The organism is Pseudomonas sp. S3E17 (assembly GCF_024168685.1).
GTDB classification, from domain to species: domain Bacteria; phylum Pseudomonadota; class Gammaproteobacteria; order Pseudomonadales; family Pseudomonadaceae; genus Aquipseudomonas; species Aquipseudomonas marginalis.
In genome coordinates, this window is the sequence record NZ_JALJWE010000001.1 from 4,308,374 (window position 1) to 4,321,409 (window position 13,036).

Below are 13,036 nucleotides of genomic sequence, written 5' to 3' on the forward strand. Positions count from 1 at the left end.
GCTTAGAATTCGTGGGTTGCCTGGATCTCAAAGCCAATAGAGATCTAGTGTGGGAGGGGGCAAGCCCCTCCCACATTTGGATCGCATTTCAATCATCAACCTGTTTGGCCGCAGGCAGGGTGAAACCCGACACCGACCTGCGCAACTGGCTGGCCATCTTCGCCAAGTTGCCGATGCTTTCGGCGGTAGCGGTGGAGCCCGATGACGTCTGCGTGGTGATCTGTTGGATCACGTTCATGGTCAGGGAGATCTGCCCCGCCGATGAGGTCTGTTGCTGCGCCGCGTTGGAGATGCTCTGGATCAGCGCGGCCAGGGTTTTCGATACGCCTTCGATCTCTTCCAGCGCCACCCCGGCGTCCTGGGCCAGCCGTGCACCGCGCACCACTTCGGTGGTGGTCTGTTCCATGGAGATGACGGCTTCGTTGGTGTCGGCCTGGATCGCGCGCACCAGGGTTTCAATCTGCCGGGTGGCCGCCGACGAACGCTCGGCCAGCCGTTGCACTTCATCGGCCACCACCGCAAAGCCGCGCCCGGCATCCCCGGCCATGCTCGCCTGGATCGCGGCGTTGAGGGCGAGGATGTTGGTCTGGTCGGCAATGTCGTCGATCAGGCTGACGATGTCGCCAATCTCCTGGGACGACTCGCCCAGGCGCTTTATGCGCTTGGCGGTGTCCTGGATCTGTTCGCGAATGTTGTCCATGCCGTGGATGGTGTTGTGCACCACCTCGTTGCCTTTGTTGGCGATTTCCACCGAACGTTCCGCCACCGCCGAGGATTCGGCCGCGTTGGCCGACACCTGGTCGATGGACTGGGCCATCTGGTTGATCGCGGTGGACGCTTCGGCGATCTGCTGGGCCTGATGCTCGGAGGCCTGGGCCAGGTGCATGGCGGTGGCCTGGGTCTCTTGCACGGCGCCCGCCACTTGCCCGGCGGTGAGGTTGATGGTGGCCACCAGGTCGCGCAGCTGGTCCACGGAATAGTTGATGGAGTCGGCGATGGTGCCGGTGAAGTCTTCAGTCACCGAGGCGGTCACGGTGAGGTCGCCGTCGGCCAGGTCTTCGATTTCATCGAGCAGGCGCATGATCGCGTTCTGGTTGCGCTCGTTCTTCTCGGCGGTCTCGTGCAGTTGGCGGTTGGTTTCGCGCACCATCACCAGGCCGATCAGGATGATCGAGGCCAGCGCCAACAGGCCCAGCACATAGCCGCCGATGGTGTCGAAGCTGCGTCCGCTGGCGAGGTTTTCAAAACCGGTGGCCAGGTGCGAGGCTTCATCGAGCAGGGTTTGCGACAGGTTGAAAATATTGCTCGCCGAGGCGCGGACCTGGAACAACTGCGGTGAGGTTTCGAGAATTTCATCCACGGAGCCGGAGACAAACTCGAACAGCTCGGCGATTTCCGCCAGCCGCGCGCGGGCATCGCGGTCTTCGACCTGGGTGATGCGCAGCCCGGGGTTGCCGTTGAGCATGCCATTGAGCACCTGCCCGAAGCGATTGGCATCGCGGCCAAAGGTGTCGGCGGCCTGGACGGCGGTTTCGTCACCGGCCAGCACCGTGTTGACCGCGCCCAGGATACGCTCGGCCAGCAGCGACTGGCGCTGGGCCAAGGCCACCTGGCTGGCCGGCGCGCCGCGTTGCAGCAGGATGTCGACGACCTTTTCCGACTCCATCTGCAATTGCGGTACGGTTTCGGCGAGGGTCGCGGCCACTTGGTGCAGGGACAGCACGGTCTGTTCGCTGGCGAGGATCGCGTCGGTGTTTTTCAGCAGCGCCTCCCAGTCAGTCTGCACCGCGCGCATTTCGGCACGGACCGCACTGGGCGCAGCGGGCAGGCCGGTTTCCGGGTCGCCTTTTTTCAGGTAGCCCCAGCGTCGGGCAAAGTCGTTGCGCGCATCGCCCAACAGCTTGAATGCGGCGGCCTTGCCGGCGGCGGCCTCGGTAGCATTCTTGGCAATGCGTTGGGACAGCACGCGCAGTTCACCGGCGTGGCCGATGTACTGTTTGTCGTAGGTGGACTGGGTGTTGAGGTAAGCGAAGTTGGCGAACAGCAGCATGATGAACACGATCAGCGCGATAAACAGCACGATGATCTGTGAACGGCTACGTGAGCCGGCCTGGGGTTTGGGCGTAGTAGCGGTGGTCATGCGGCGACATCCATGAAGCCAGGGGCCTGGGCCAGGGCGAAGGGGCTGAAGACCTGCCACAGCGGCTCGCCGTCGAACTGGCCCTGGATAAATGGCGCGCCGGGGCTGGGGCTCGCCAGCAAGGCGTCTTGCGCAAAATGCTGCATCCCCACCACCTCGTCTACCAGCAGCCCGACAAACAGATCGTTGTATTCCACCACCAGCACCCGCCGTTGCTTGCGCGCCTTGGACAGCTCAAGGCCAAGGAAGCCGCCGAGGTCCATCACCGGCAGCAAACGCCCGCGCAGGTTAGCAACACCCTTGACCCAGGCCTTGACCCCAGGCATTAAAGTGCAGCGCGGCTCATGCAGGACTTCGGCGACTTCGCCCATGGGCGCGACATACCAATGCTGCCCCAGGCGAAAGCCAATCCCGCTCCAGCGTTGCAGGCGGGTTTCCTGGGATGGCAGGTCGGCGGCCAGCAGGCGGCAGCGGCGGTCGATGTCCAGCAGCAACTCGAAGGCGGTTTGCGACTCGGTCATGATGGCGTGCCGTCAGCCGGCCAGCACCTTGTTCAGGGTGGCGATCAGGGTTTCCTCGTCCACAGGCTTGGTCAGGTAATCCTTGGCACCCTGGCGTGCGCCCCAGATCTTGTCGGTCTCCTGATCCTTGGTGGTGATGATGATGATCGGGATGCCGTTGGTTTCCGGCTCCTTGGACAGCTGTCGGGTGGCCTGGAAGCCATTGAGGCCCGGCATCACGATGTCCATCAGCACGGCGTCAGGCTTTTCCTGGCGAGCCAGGGCCACGCCGTCGGCGCCGTTCTCGGCCTTGAGGACCTGATGGCCGTGCTTTTCCAGCATGCCGGTCAGTTTGTACATTTCGGTCGGCGAATCGTCGACGATCAGAACACGTGCCATGGTTTTCCCCACTACATTGGTCGGCACCGGCCCTTGTGAGGCGGCGTCAGTGTGCTTGTTCCACTGCGGCGAACCCGGGCACATAGGCCTTGATCGCACTCAGCAGTTCTTCCTTGCTGAAAGGCTTGGTCAAAAACTGATCGACACCCACGATGCGCCCCTTGGCCTTGTCGAACAGGCCGTCCTTGGAGGACAGCATGATTACCGGGATCGACTTGAACACCGGGTTGTTCTTCACCAGGGCGCAGGTCTGATAGCCATCCAGGCGCGGCATCATGATGTCGACAAAGATAATGTGTGGGTGATGATCCACAATCCGGGCCAGGGCATCGAAACCGTCGATGGCCGTGATGACATCGCAGCCCACGTTCTTCAACAGCGTCTCGGCGGTGCGGCGGATCGTCTTCGAGTCGTCGATCACCATCACTCTCAAGGCGTTGGAATGCTGTTCCATATCTGCTCTACCATCGCCACAGCGAATCGGTTTTCGGTGTGTACTGCCTGATGTTGCACAGGATGAGCGCCGCAGGCCTTGGAATTCAAGGGCTGCTGCGCCGTGGCAGTCTTTTTAGCACAGTCTCGGGGAGCAATCTATCGAGGCACCCGCCCGGTGGTTTTTCCTTGACCCACAACAGCCGCAGCGCCACTCTGACGCCACTTTTATGCGCCCCAATTTTGCTAGAGGAAATCCCCCATGAGCGTTCGCGTCGGCATTGTCATGGACCCTATCGCCAGCATTTCCTATAAAAAGGACAGCTCGCTGGCCATGCTCCTGGCCGCCCAGGCCCGCGGCTGGAGCCTGTTCTATATGGAACAGCGCGACCTTTACCAGGGCGACGGCGAGGCCCGTGCACGCATGCGCCCGCTGCAGGTGTTTGCCAACCCCGAGAAGTGGTTCGAACTGCAGGACGAAATCGACAGCCCCCTGAGCGACCTCGACGTGATCCTGATGCGCAAGGACCCGCCGTTCGACATGGAGTTCGTCTACTCCACCTACCTGTTGGAGCAGGCCGAGCGTGCCGGCGTGCTGATCGTCAACAAGCCGCAAAGCCTGCGCGACTGCAATGAAAAGCTGTTCGCCACGTTGTTCCCGCAGTGCACACCGCCCACCGTGGTCAGCCGTCGTGCCGACGTGCTGCGTGAATTTGCCGCCAAACACGGTGATGTGATCCTCAAGCCGCTGGACGGCATGGGTGGCACCTCGATCTTCCGTCACCGCGCCGGCGACCCGAACCTGTCGGTGATCCTCGAAACCCTGACCGCCCTGGGCACCCAGCAGATCATGGGCCAGGCCTACCTGCCGGCGATCAAGGACGGCGACAAACGCATCCTGATGATCGACGGCGAGCCGGTGGATTACTGCCTGGCGCGTATTCCGGCGGCGGGCGAGACCCGTGGCAACCTGGCAGCCGGTGGTCGTGGCGAAGCGCGGCCGTTGTCCGACAAGGACCGCTGGATCGCCAGCCAAGTTGGCCCGACCCTGCGGGAAAAGGGTTTGCTGTTTGTTGGCCTTGACGTGATTGGTGAAAACCTCACCGAAATCAACGTCACCAGCCCGACCTGCATTCGCGAGATCGACAACGCATTTGGCACGAACATCGGCGAAATGTTGATGGCCGCCATCGAACGCAAGCTGCAGGCCAAGTGATATAGAACAGCCGGACACACACCAACATTGCGCTATCATGCCCGACCTGTGAAACGCGCGATGTTGGTTTTCCTGTCATGACACTCCCGTCCGATCTGCCCTCCGAACTCTCCCACAGCGGCGTGCGCCCGGCTGATCGGCTCGGATTTACCCTGTTTCTCGCGGCATTGATTCACCTGGCCTTGATCCTCGGCGTGGGTTTCACCATGGTCGAGCCCAAGCAGATCACCAAGACCCTGGAAATCACGCTCGCCACGTTCAAGAGCGAAAAGAAGCCCGAGAAGGCCGACTTTCTCGCCCAGGACAACCAGCAGGGCAGTGGCACCCTGGACAAGAAAGCGATCCCCAAGACCACCGAAGTGGCGCCCTTCCAGGACAACAAGGTCAATAAGGTCACACCGCCGCCGGCGCCCAAGCCTGAAGTCAAACAGGCCACGCCCAAGCCCACGGTGACCACCGTCGCACCCAAGCCACAAAAAGCCCCCATCCAGCGCGAGAAAACCAAGACCGAGCCGCAACCCGAGCCCGTGAAGCCGGCACCGACGTTCGACAGTTCGACACTGTCCGACGAAATCTCCAGCCTGGAAGCCGAACTGGCCCAGGAACAACAGCTGTACGCCAAGCGCCCACGCATTTACCGCCTGAACGCCGCCTCGACCATGCGCGACAAGGGCGCCTGGTATAAGGACGAGTGGCGTAAGAAGGTCGAGCGCATCGGTAACCTCAACTACCCGGAAGAGGCACGGCGCCAGCAGATCTACGGCAATTTGCGTCTTTTGGTGTCGATCAACCGCGACGGCACCTTATATGAAGTGCAGGTGCTGGAGTCGTCCGGTCAGCCGCTGCTGGACCAGGCGGCCCAACGCATCGTGCGCCTGGCCGCGCCCTTTGCCCCGTTTACCGGGGACTTGAACGATGTGGACCGCCTGGAAATCATCCGCACCTGGAAGTTTGCCAAGGGTGATCGCCTTTCCAGCAACTGAACGCGCCGTCCTACAGAAAAGCCGACAGCACTGTATTCGGGTCACGTCCAGCTTGTCAGTTCGCCCCTCCAACGCCACACTAGCGGACATGAAAAATGTCAGCCCGACCTACCTCAAGCACCAATTCCTGATCGCCATGCCCCATATGGCCGACCCGAACTTTGCGCAGACCTTGACCTACATCGTCGAGCACACGGCCAATGGTGCCATGGGGTTGGTGGTGAACCGCCCGCAGGCGCTGAACCTGGCCGATATCCTTGAACAACTGCGCCCGGAGGTCGACCCGCCGGCCCGTTGCCAGGGCGTGCCGATCTACATCGGCGGGCCGGTGCAGACCGATCGTGGCTTTGTGCTGCACCCCACCGGGCCGAAGTTCCAGGCCACGGTGGACCTGGACGGAGTCTCGCTGTCCACCTCCCAGGACGTGTTGTTCGCCATCGCCGACGGCGTGGGCCCTGAGCAAAGTGTGATCACCCTGGGTTACGCCGGCTGGGAAGCCGGGCAGCTGGAAGCCGAACTGGCCAGCAATGCCTGGCTGACCTGCCCGTTCGATGCCGACATCCTGTTCAACACCGCAAGCGAACTGCGCCTGGAAGCCGCCGCGGCCAAGCTGCGGGTCAACCTCAGCCTGCTGACCAGCCAGGCGGGGCACGCCTGATGGCCTTGCGTTTGATCCTCGGCTTTGACTACGGCACCAAGCAGATCGGCGTAGCGGTCGGCCAGGTCATCACCGGCCAGGCCCGCGAGCTGTGCACCCTCAAGGCCCAGAACGGCATACCGGACTGGAACCAGGTCGAAGCCCTGATCAAAGAGTGGAAGCCCGATGCCGTAGTGGTCGGCCTGCCCCTGAACATGGACGGCACCCCCAGCGACATGTGCCTGCGCGCCGAAAAGTTCGCCCGCCGTCTTAACGGCCGCTACAACCTGCCCTTCTATACCCACGATGAACGCCTGACCACCTTTGAAGCCAAGGGCGAACGCCGCGACCGTGGCGGCCAGAAAGGCAGCTACCGCGACAACCCGGTGGACGCCATCGCCGCCGCCTTGCTGTTGCAGGGCTGGCTGGACGAAAACACTGCTTTATTTGAATCCTGACTGACGCGGCTTGCCTGTCGCTTTTTGTAGGAGCGAGCTTGCTCGCGAAAAACGTAAACGATAACGCATGAAACCTGGATGAACACGGTGCCTGTGAGTTCTTCGCGAGCAAGCTCGCTCCTACACACTATCGCCTGCCTTGAAGGAGCCACCATGAGTCTGCCAAACCCCGCCGAACTGATCCGCCAGATGGCGGTTAGCCTCAAGACGCACCTGGAACACCGTGGCATCAGCGAACCGCGCTTTATCGGCATTCGCACCGGTGGTGTGTGGGTCGCCCAAGCGTTGCTGGACGAACTCGGCAGCGACTCACCCTTGGGTACCCTGGACGTGTCCTTCTACCGCGACGACTTCAGCCAGAACGGCCTGCACCCACAAGTGCGCCCGTCCGCCCTGCCGTTCGAGATTGAAGGCCAGCACCTGGTGCTGATCGACGACGTGCTGATGAGCGGCCGTACCATCCGCGCCGCCATGAATGAATTGTTCGATTACGGGCGCCCGGCCAGCATCACCCTGGTCTGCCTGCTGGACCTGGACGCAGGCGAACTGCCCATCAGCCCGGACGTGGTTGGCGCCACGCTGTCCCTTGAGGCCAGCCAGCGAGTAAAATTGTCCGGTCCCACGCCGCTCGAACTCGAACTGCAAGACCTTGCCCTTTAAACCGCCTTGTAAAGAGTCCCCGCGATGACGCCTCTAGATGCCAAGCGCCCGCTGCAGCTCAATGCTCAGGGCCAGTTGCAACACTTCTTGTCCCTCGACGGTTTGCCCCGCGAACTGCTCACCGAAATCCTCGACACCGCCGACTCGTTCCTCGAGGTTGGCGGCCGGGCGGTGAAGAAAGTCCCGTTGCTGCGCGGCAAGACCATCTGCAACGTGTTCTTCGAGAACTCCACCCGTACACGGACCACCTTTGAACTGGCGGCCCAACGGCTGTCGGCCGACGTGATCACGCTGAACGTGTCCACCTCGTCGGCGAGCAAGGGCGAGACCCTGCTCGACACCCTGCGTAACCTGGAAGCGATGGCCGCCGATATGTTCGTGGTGCGCCACGGCGACTCCGGTGCCGCCCACTTCATTGCCGAGCACGTGTGCCCGCAGGTGGCGATCATCAACGGCGGCGACGGCCGTCACGCCCACCCGACCCAGGGCATGCTCGACATGCTCACCATTCGTCGGCACAAGGGCAGCTTTGAAAACCTCTCGGTGGCCATCGTCGGCGACATCCTGCACTCGCGGGTGGCACGCTCGAACATGCTGGCCCTGAAAACCCTGGGTTGCCCGGACATCCGCGTAATCGCACCGAAAACCCTCTTGCCCATCGGCATCGAGCAATACGGCGTGAAGGTCTACACCGACATGACCGAAGGCCTCAAGGATGTGGACGTGGTGATCATGCTGCGCCTGCAACGCGAACGCATGTCGGGTGGCCTGCTGCCGAGCGAAGGCGAGTTCTACCGCCTGTTCGGCCTGACCACCGCACGCCTGGCCGGCGCCAAGCCCGACGCCATCGTAATGCACCCGGGGCCGATCAACCGAGGCGTGGAGATTGAGTCGGCGGTGGCCGACGGCAGCCAGTCGGTGATTCTCAACCAGGTCACGTATGGCATCGCCGTGCGCATGGCGGTGTTGTCCATGGCCATGAGCGGGCAAACCGCGCAACGTCAATTCGAGCAGGAGAAGGCCCAGTGAAGCTCAGCATTCTCGGCGCCCGAGTCATCGATCCGGCCAGCGGCCTGGATCAGGTTACCGATCTGCACCTGGAGGCCGGCCGGATCATCGCCATCGGCGCCGCGCCCGGTGCTTTCAGCCCCAGCGAGACCATCGATGCCAAAGGCCTGGTGGCCGCACCTGGCCTGGTGGACCTGAACGTCGCCCTGCGCGAGCCGGGCTACAGCCGCAAAGGCAATATCAACAGCGAAACCCGCGCGGCCGCAGCCGGTGGCGTCACCAGCCTGTGCTGCCCACCGCACACCAAGCCGGTGCTCGACACGTCGGCCGTGGCCGAGCTGATCCTCGACCGCGCCCGTGAAGCCGGCAATTGCAAAGTGTTCCCCATCGGCGCCCTGAGCAAAGGCCTGGAGGGCGAACAACTTGCCGAACTGATCGCCCTGCGCGACGCCGGTTGCGTGGCGTTCGGCAACGGCCTGGAGAGTTTCCGCAGCACTCGCACCCTGTGTCGCGCCTTGGAATATGCGGCCACCTTCGACTTGACGGTGATCTTCCACTCCCAGGACCGCGACCTGGCCGAAGGCGGCTTGGCCCATGAAGGTGCGGTCGCCAGCTTCCTCGGCTTGCCGGGCATTCCGGAAACCGCTGAAACCGTAGCCCTGGCCCGTGACCTGCTGCTGGTGGAACAAAGCGGCGTGCGTGCGCACTTCAGCCAGCTGACCAGCGCCCGGGGCGTAGCCCTGATCGCCCAGGCCCAGGCCCGCGGCCTGCCGGTGACGGCAGACGTGGCGTTGTATCAGCTGCTGCTGACGGATGAGGCGCTGATCGACTTCTCCAGCCTTTACCACGTGCAACCGCCGCTGCGCACATTGGCCGATCGTGACGGTTTGCGTGCGGCAGTCAAATCCGGTGTGGTCTCGGCGATTTCCAGCCACCACCAGCCCCATGAGCGCGATGCCAAGCTGGCGCCGTTCGGCGCGACAGAGCCGGGCATCAGCAGCGTGGAGCTGTTGCTGCCGCTGGCGATGACGCTGGTGGAAGACGGTTTGCTGGACCTGCCGACACTGCTGGCGCGCCTGAGCGCAGGCCCGGCCGAGGCCTTGCGCCTGCCGGCGGGCAAGCTGGCGGTGGGGTCGGCGGCGGATCTGGTGCTGTTTGACCCGGCCGGCTCCACAGTTGCGGGCGAGCACTGGCTGTCCAAGGGTGAGAACTGCCCGTTCATCGGCCATAGCCTGCCGGCGAGCGTGCGCTACACCTTGGTGGATGGGCGCATCAGCTATCAGGCTTGAGCCATTAAAAACTGTAGGAGCGAGCTTGCTCGCGAAGAACGTTAACGATAACGCAGCGCTATCAGGTAGCCCGCATTGTCTATTCGTTCTTCGCGAGCAAGCTCGCCCCTACAGGTTATTTATGATCTACCGGCCGCCATTGCGCTCGGCATTGCGGATCGAAATCTGCGTATTCAAGGTCCAGAAGTCATACAGCACCCCCACCAGGAACAAGCCGCCGGTCAGCAGGTAGATCAGGCCAGTGATCCATTTGCCCTGGTACATGCGGTGCACGCCGAACACCCCCAGAAACGCCAACAGAATCCACGCCACGTTGTATTCGATAGGCCCAGCGGTAAAACGCAGGTCCGCTTCACGGTCCATGGCCGGAATCAGGAACAGGTCGATCAGCCAGCCGATCCCCAGCAAGCCGAGGGTGAAAAACCAGATCGTTCCAGTGACCGGTTTGCCGTAATAGAAACGATGGGCACCGGTAAACCCGAAAATCCAGAGCAGGTAACCGATCACCTTGCTGTGAGTGTCTTGCTGCGGACCAACCTGTTGATAGGTGTTCATGGAGTACCTCTTTTGCTTCGATAGATAAATTTTTTCACTTTCTTTGTGACTTTTTTACAGGCGCCCGACGTACGGCAAATGGTATCTTCCCTCCCCTGAAAGCCTTATGCCACCTGACTTGTGTAGGACAATCGCGGCGAATCGTCGCGTTTTTCCTGAGTTTGACCCCAAGGTTCAGTCGACAAACGGCCTGAGAACGACACAAAAAGCTGTTATAAAGTTGCGCGCAAACCCATAAGAGCCACGCCTAATGCGACCATTTTTAAAGACATGGCTAACCATTTGCCTATTAATGCCACTGGCCGCCCACGCCACCAATCGTGAGCAACGACTTCCGAACGTCAACGGTTTCACCCCTAAAGTCCACAGCGCGCCCAGCACTGCCAAATCGGCAAAGCCGACCGTCAGCCGCCCGACTCAACTGAGCAAGGCCCACGGTAAAGCAGTTCCAGGCCTGATGGCAGTCAACACCAAGCAAAGCAGCACCGTCCTCAGCCGCGCCGTAAACGTGCTCGGCACTCCTTATCGTTGGGGCGGCAGCAGCCCAAGTAAAGGGTTCGACTGCAGCGGCCTGGTGAAATATGCGTTTAACGACGTAGCGGCCGTGGATCTGCCGCGCACCTCCAACGCCATGGCCGCCGGTCACGGGCAGAAGGTTGAGCGCAAGGACCTGAAACCGGGTGACCTGTTGTTCTTCAAACTGAAGAGCCGCCAGGTGAACCACGTAGCCATCTACCTGGGCAACGACCGCTTCATCCACGCACCGCGTCGTGGCAAGTCGGTCAGCATCGACACGCTGAAAAAGCCGTTCTGGGACAAGAACTACGTGATTGCCAAGCGGGTTCTGCCGAAAGAACAGAACACCTTGCGGGTAGTACAACGCTGATCTGAAGCTGGAATGCAGTAGTACATGTGGGAGGGGTGTAGCCCCCTCCCACATTTAGACCTGCCTATATCTCCCGATCTTATATATCCCCAGGCACCCTCGCCTTCTCCCGCGCCTCTTCCCGGCTGATCACGCCTTCCGTGACCAACACCTTCAAGCTCATATCCAGCGTTTTCATACCCAACGCACCGCCGGTCTGAATCGCCGAGACGATCTGCGCCACTTTGTCCTCGCGGATCAAATTTCGAATGGCCGGCGTGCCCAGCATGATTTCATGGGCCGCCACCCGCCCGCCGCCAACCTTCTTGACCAGCACCTGGGACACCACCGCCTGCAGCGACTCCGACAGCATCGAGCGGACCATGGCCTTTTCCCCCGCCGGGAACACGTCCACTAGCCTGTCCACGGTCTTCGCCGCCGAGGTGGTGTGCAGGGTGCCAAATACCAGATGCCCGGTCTCAGCCGCCGTCAGGGCCAGGCGGATGGTTTCCAGGTCGCGCAGTTCGCCCACCAGGATCACGTCGGGGTCTTCGCGCAGCGCCGAACGCAAGGCCAGCGAGAAACTGTGGGTGTCGCGATGCACCTGGCGCTGGTTGATCAGGGCGGTTTTCGGCGTGTGGATAAACTCGATGGGGTCTTCCAGCGTGAGGATGTGCTGGCGCCGATGCTGATTGAGGTAATCGATCATCGCCGCCAGGGTAGTGGACTTGCCGGAGCCCGTGGGGCCCGTCACCAGCACCAGGCCACGCGGCAACTGGGCAATACGCCGGAACACCTCCCCCAGGCCGAGGTTTTCCAGGCTCTGGACCTCGGCCGGGATGGTGCGAAACACCGCGCCCATGCCGCGATCCTGCTGGAATACGTTCGCCCGGAACCGCGCCACGCCCGGCAACTCGAAGGCAAAATCCGTTTCAAGAGATGTTTCGAAATCCTTTTGTTGGTAGCGGTTGAGCAACGGGCTCAATAAATCTGCCACTTGCGGGGGTGAAAGCACTGGCCAATCCAACGGCCAGACTTCGCCATCAATGCGCAGCATGGGTGCCACACCGGCCGACAAATGCAGGTCGGAAGCGCCGCGACGCACGCCCGCCTCCAGTAATTCAGTGATATCCATAGGGCTTTCCATTTCCAGTAGAATGCCGCGGACTCCATATCCACGGGCGCATCTTGAATGTCGACGATAGCAGACAACATCGGCCAGGTTAGCCAGCGCATCCGCGCCGCAGCCGACGCCGTGCAACGTGACGCAAACAGCATCCACCTGCTGGCCGTGAGCAAGACCAAACCCGCCCAAGCCGTGCGTGAAGCCTATGCCGCCGGGATGCGTGATTTTGGCGAAAACTATCTGCAGGAAGCCCTGGGCAAGCAGGCCGAATTAACCGACCTGCCCTTGAGTTGGCACTTCATCGGCCCCATTCAATCGAACAAGACTCGCGCCATCGCCGAGAATTTCGCTTGGGTGCATTCCGTGGACCGTCTCAAAATTGCACAACGCCTGTCCGAGCAACGCCCGGCCGACCTGCCACCGCTGAATATCTGCATCCAGGTCAATGTCAGTGGCGAGGCCAGCAAGTCCGGCTGCACCCCCGCCGACCTGCCGGCCCTGGCCAACGCCATCAGCGCCCTGCCGCGCTTGAAGCTACGGGGCCTGATGGCGATTCCCGAGCCGACGGACGATCGTGCCGAACAAGACGCCGCGTTTTCCAGCGTGCGCGACCTGCAAAACAGCCTGAACCTGCCTCTCGACACACTTTCCATGGGCATGAGTCACGACCTTGAGTCGGCCATCGCCCAGGGCGCCACTTGGGTGCGGATCGGTACCGCCCTGTTTGGCGCCCGCGACTACGGCCAGCCATGAAATGGCTGACATCCA

The 13,036-nt window shown here is 61.9% G+C and carries 15 protein-coding genes; 9 read left to right on the plus strand and 6 right to left on the minus strand.

Annotation, left to right across the window (positions count from 1 at the left end; genetic code table 11):
• Positions 1 to 88: 88 nt before the first annotated feature.
• From J3D60_RS19415 to pilG, 4 genes are read right to left on the minus strand one after another with little or no spacing between them, the layout of a single operon-like run.
• Positions 89 to 2,140: a methyl-accepting chemotaxis protein gene (locus J3D60_RS19415; RefSeq protein ID WP_027606079.1), complete on the minus strand. Its 2,052-nt coding sequence runs from the start codon at positions 2,138 to 2,140 to the stop codon at positions 89 to 91.
• Entirely contained in the window at positions 2,137 to 2,661 is a 525-nt protein-coding gene (locus J3D60_RS19420) for a chemotaxis protein CheW (protein ID WP_065938125.1), read from the minus strand. The genes J3D60_RS19415 and J3D60_RS19420 overlap by 4 nt, the downstream gene beginning before the upstream one ends.
• Before the next feature lie 12 nt (positions 2,662 to 2,673).
• On the minus strand, positions 2,674 to 3,039 hold the full coding sequence (gene pilH / locus J3D60_RS19425) for a twitching motility response regulator PilH (RefSeq protein ID WP_014720320.1): 366 nt from the start codon (positions 3,037 to 3,039) through the stop codon (positions 2,674 to 2,676).
• A gap of 46 nt (positions 3,040 to 3,085) precedes the next feature.
• Positions 3,086 to 3,493 carry a twitching motility response regulator PilG gene (gene pilG / locus J3D60_RS19430; protein WP_027606081.1) on the minus strand — a complete coding sequence of 136 codons (408 nt, stop codon included), beginning with the start codon at positions 3,491 to 3,493 and terminating at the stop codon, positions 3,086 to 3,088.
• 240 nt (positions 3,494 to 3,733) lie between these two features.
• On the opposite strand from pilG, the gene gshB reads away from it, so the two are divergent.
• The 7 genes from gshB (at position 3,734) to J3D60_RS19465 (ending at position 9,722) form a co-directional block, all read left to right on the plus strand.
• On the plus strand, positions 3,734 to 4,687 hold the full coding sequence (gshB, locus tag J3D60_RS19435; protein WP_065923845.1) for a glutathione synthase: 954 nt from the start codon (positions 3,734 to 3,736) through the stop codon (positions 4,685 to 4,687).
• A gap of 77 nt (positions 4,688 to 4,764) precedes the next feature.
• Complete coding sequence (locus J3D60_RS19440) at positions 4,765 to 5,670, plus strand: energy transducer TonB (RefSeq protein ID WP_253492470.1); 906 nt, start codon at positions 4,765 to 4,767, stop codon at positions 5,668 to 5,670.
• 88 nt (positions 5,671 to 5,758) lie between these two features.
• Positions 5,759 to 6,328, plus strand: a complete 570-nt coding sequence (locus J3D60_RS19445; protein WP_027606084.1) for a YqgE/AlgH family protein — start codon at positions 5,759 to 5,761, stop codon at positions 6,326 to 6,328.
• Entirely contained in the window at positions 6,328 to 6,765 is a 438-nt protein-coding gene (gene ruvX / locus J3D60_RS19450) for a Holliday junction resolvase RuvX (protein WP_005792259.1), read from the plus strand. The genes J3D60_RS19445 and ruvX overlap by 1 nt, the downstream gene beginning before the upstream one ends.
• Before the next feature lie 153 nt (positions 6,766 to 6,918).
• Positions 6,919 to 7,425 (plus strand): bifunctional pyr operon transcriptional regulator/uracil phosphoribosyltransferase PyrR, encoded by a 507-nt coding sequence (gene pyrR / locus J3D60_RS19455; protein WP_065923847.1) that lies wholly within the window; start codon positions 6,919 to 6,921, stop codon positions 7,423 to 7,425.
• 24 nt (positions 7,426 to 7,449) lie between these two features.
• Positions 7,450 to 8,454, plus strand: a complete 1,005-nt coding sequence (locus tag J3D60_RS19460) for an aspartate carbamoyltransferase catalytic subunit (RefSeq protein WP_027606086.1) — start codon at positions 7,450 to 7,452, stop codon at positions 8,452 to 8,454.
• Positions 8,451 to 9,722, plus strand: coding sequence for a dihydroorotase (locus tag J3D60_RS19465; RefSeq protein ID WP_253492471.1), 1,272 nt, complete (start codon positions 8,451 to 8,453; stop codon positions 9,720 to 9,722). Before J3D60_RS19460 ends, J3D60_RS19465 begins: the two co-directional genes overlap by 4 nt.
• Before the next feature lie 126 nt (positions 9,723 to 9,848).
• On the opposite strand, the gene J3D60_RS19470 is transcribed toward J3D60_RS19465, so the two are convergent.
• The gene (locus J3D60_RS19470) at positions 9,849 to 10,277 is read right to left on the minus strand and encodes a TM2 domain-containing protein (protein WP_065938121.1); all 429 of its coding nucleotides are present in this window, start codon (positions 10,275 to 10,277) and stop codon (positions 9,849 to 9,851) included.
• A gap of 250 nt (positions 10,278 to 10,527) precedes the next feature.
• Between J3D60_RS19470 and J3D60_RS19475 the strand changes: the two genes are divergently transcribed.
• Entirely contained in the window at positions 10,528 to 11,163 is a 636-nt protein-coding gene (locus tag J3D60_RS19475; RefSeq protein ID WP_065938120.1) for a C40 family peptidase, read from the plus strand.
• 79 nt (positions 11,164 to 11,242) lie between these two features.
• Here J3D60_RS19475 and J3D60_RS19480 read toward each other — a convergent pair whose 3' ends face one another.
• A complete protein-coding gene (locus J3D60_RS19480) occupies positions 11,243 to 12,277 on the minus strand; it encodes a type IV pilus twitching motility protein PilT (protein WP_253492473.1) in 1,035 nt (344 codons plus the stop codon).
• 57 nt (positions 12,278 to 12,334) lie between these two features.
• Between J3D60_RS19480 and J3D60_RS19485 the strand changes: the two genes are divergently transcribed.
• Positions 12,335 to 13,021: a YggS family pyridoxal phosphate-dependent enzyme gene (locus tag J3D60_RS19485; protein WP_065938118.1), complete on the plus strand. Its 687-nt coding sequence runs from the start codon at positions 12,335 to 12,337 to the stop codon at positions 13,019 to 13,021.
• The last annotated feature ends 15 nt before the right edge of the window (positions 13,022 to 13,036 follow it).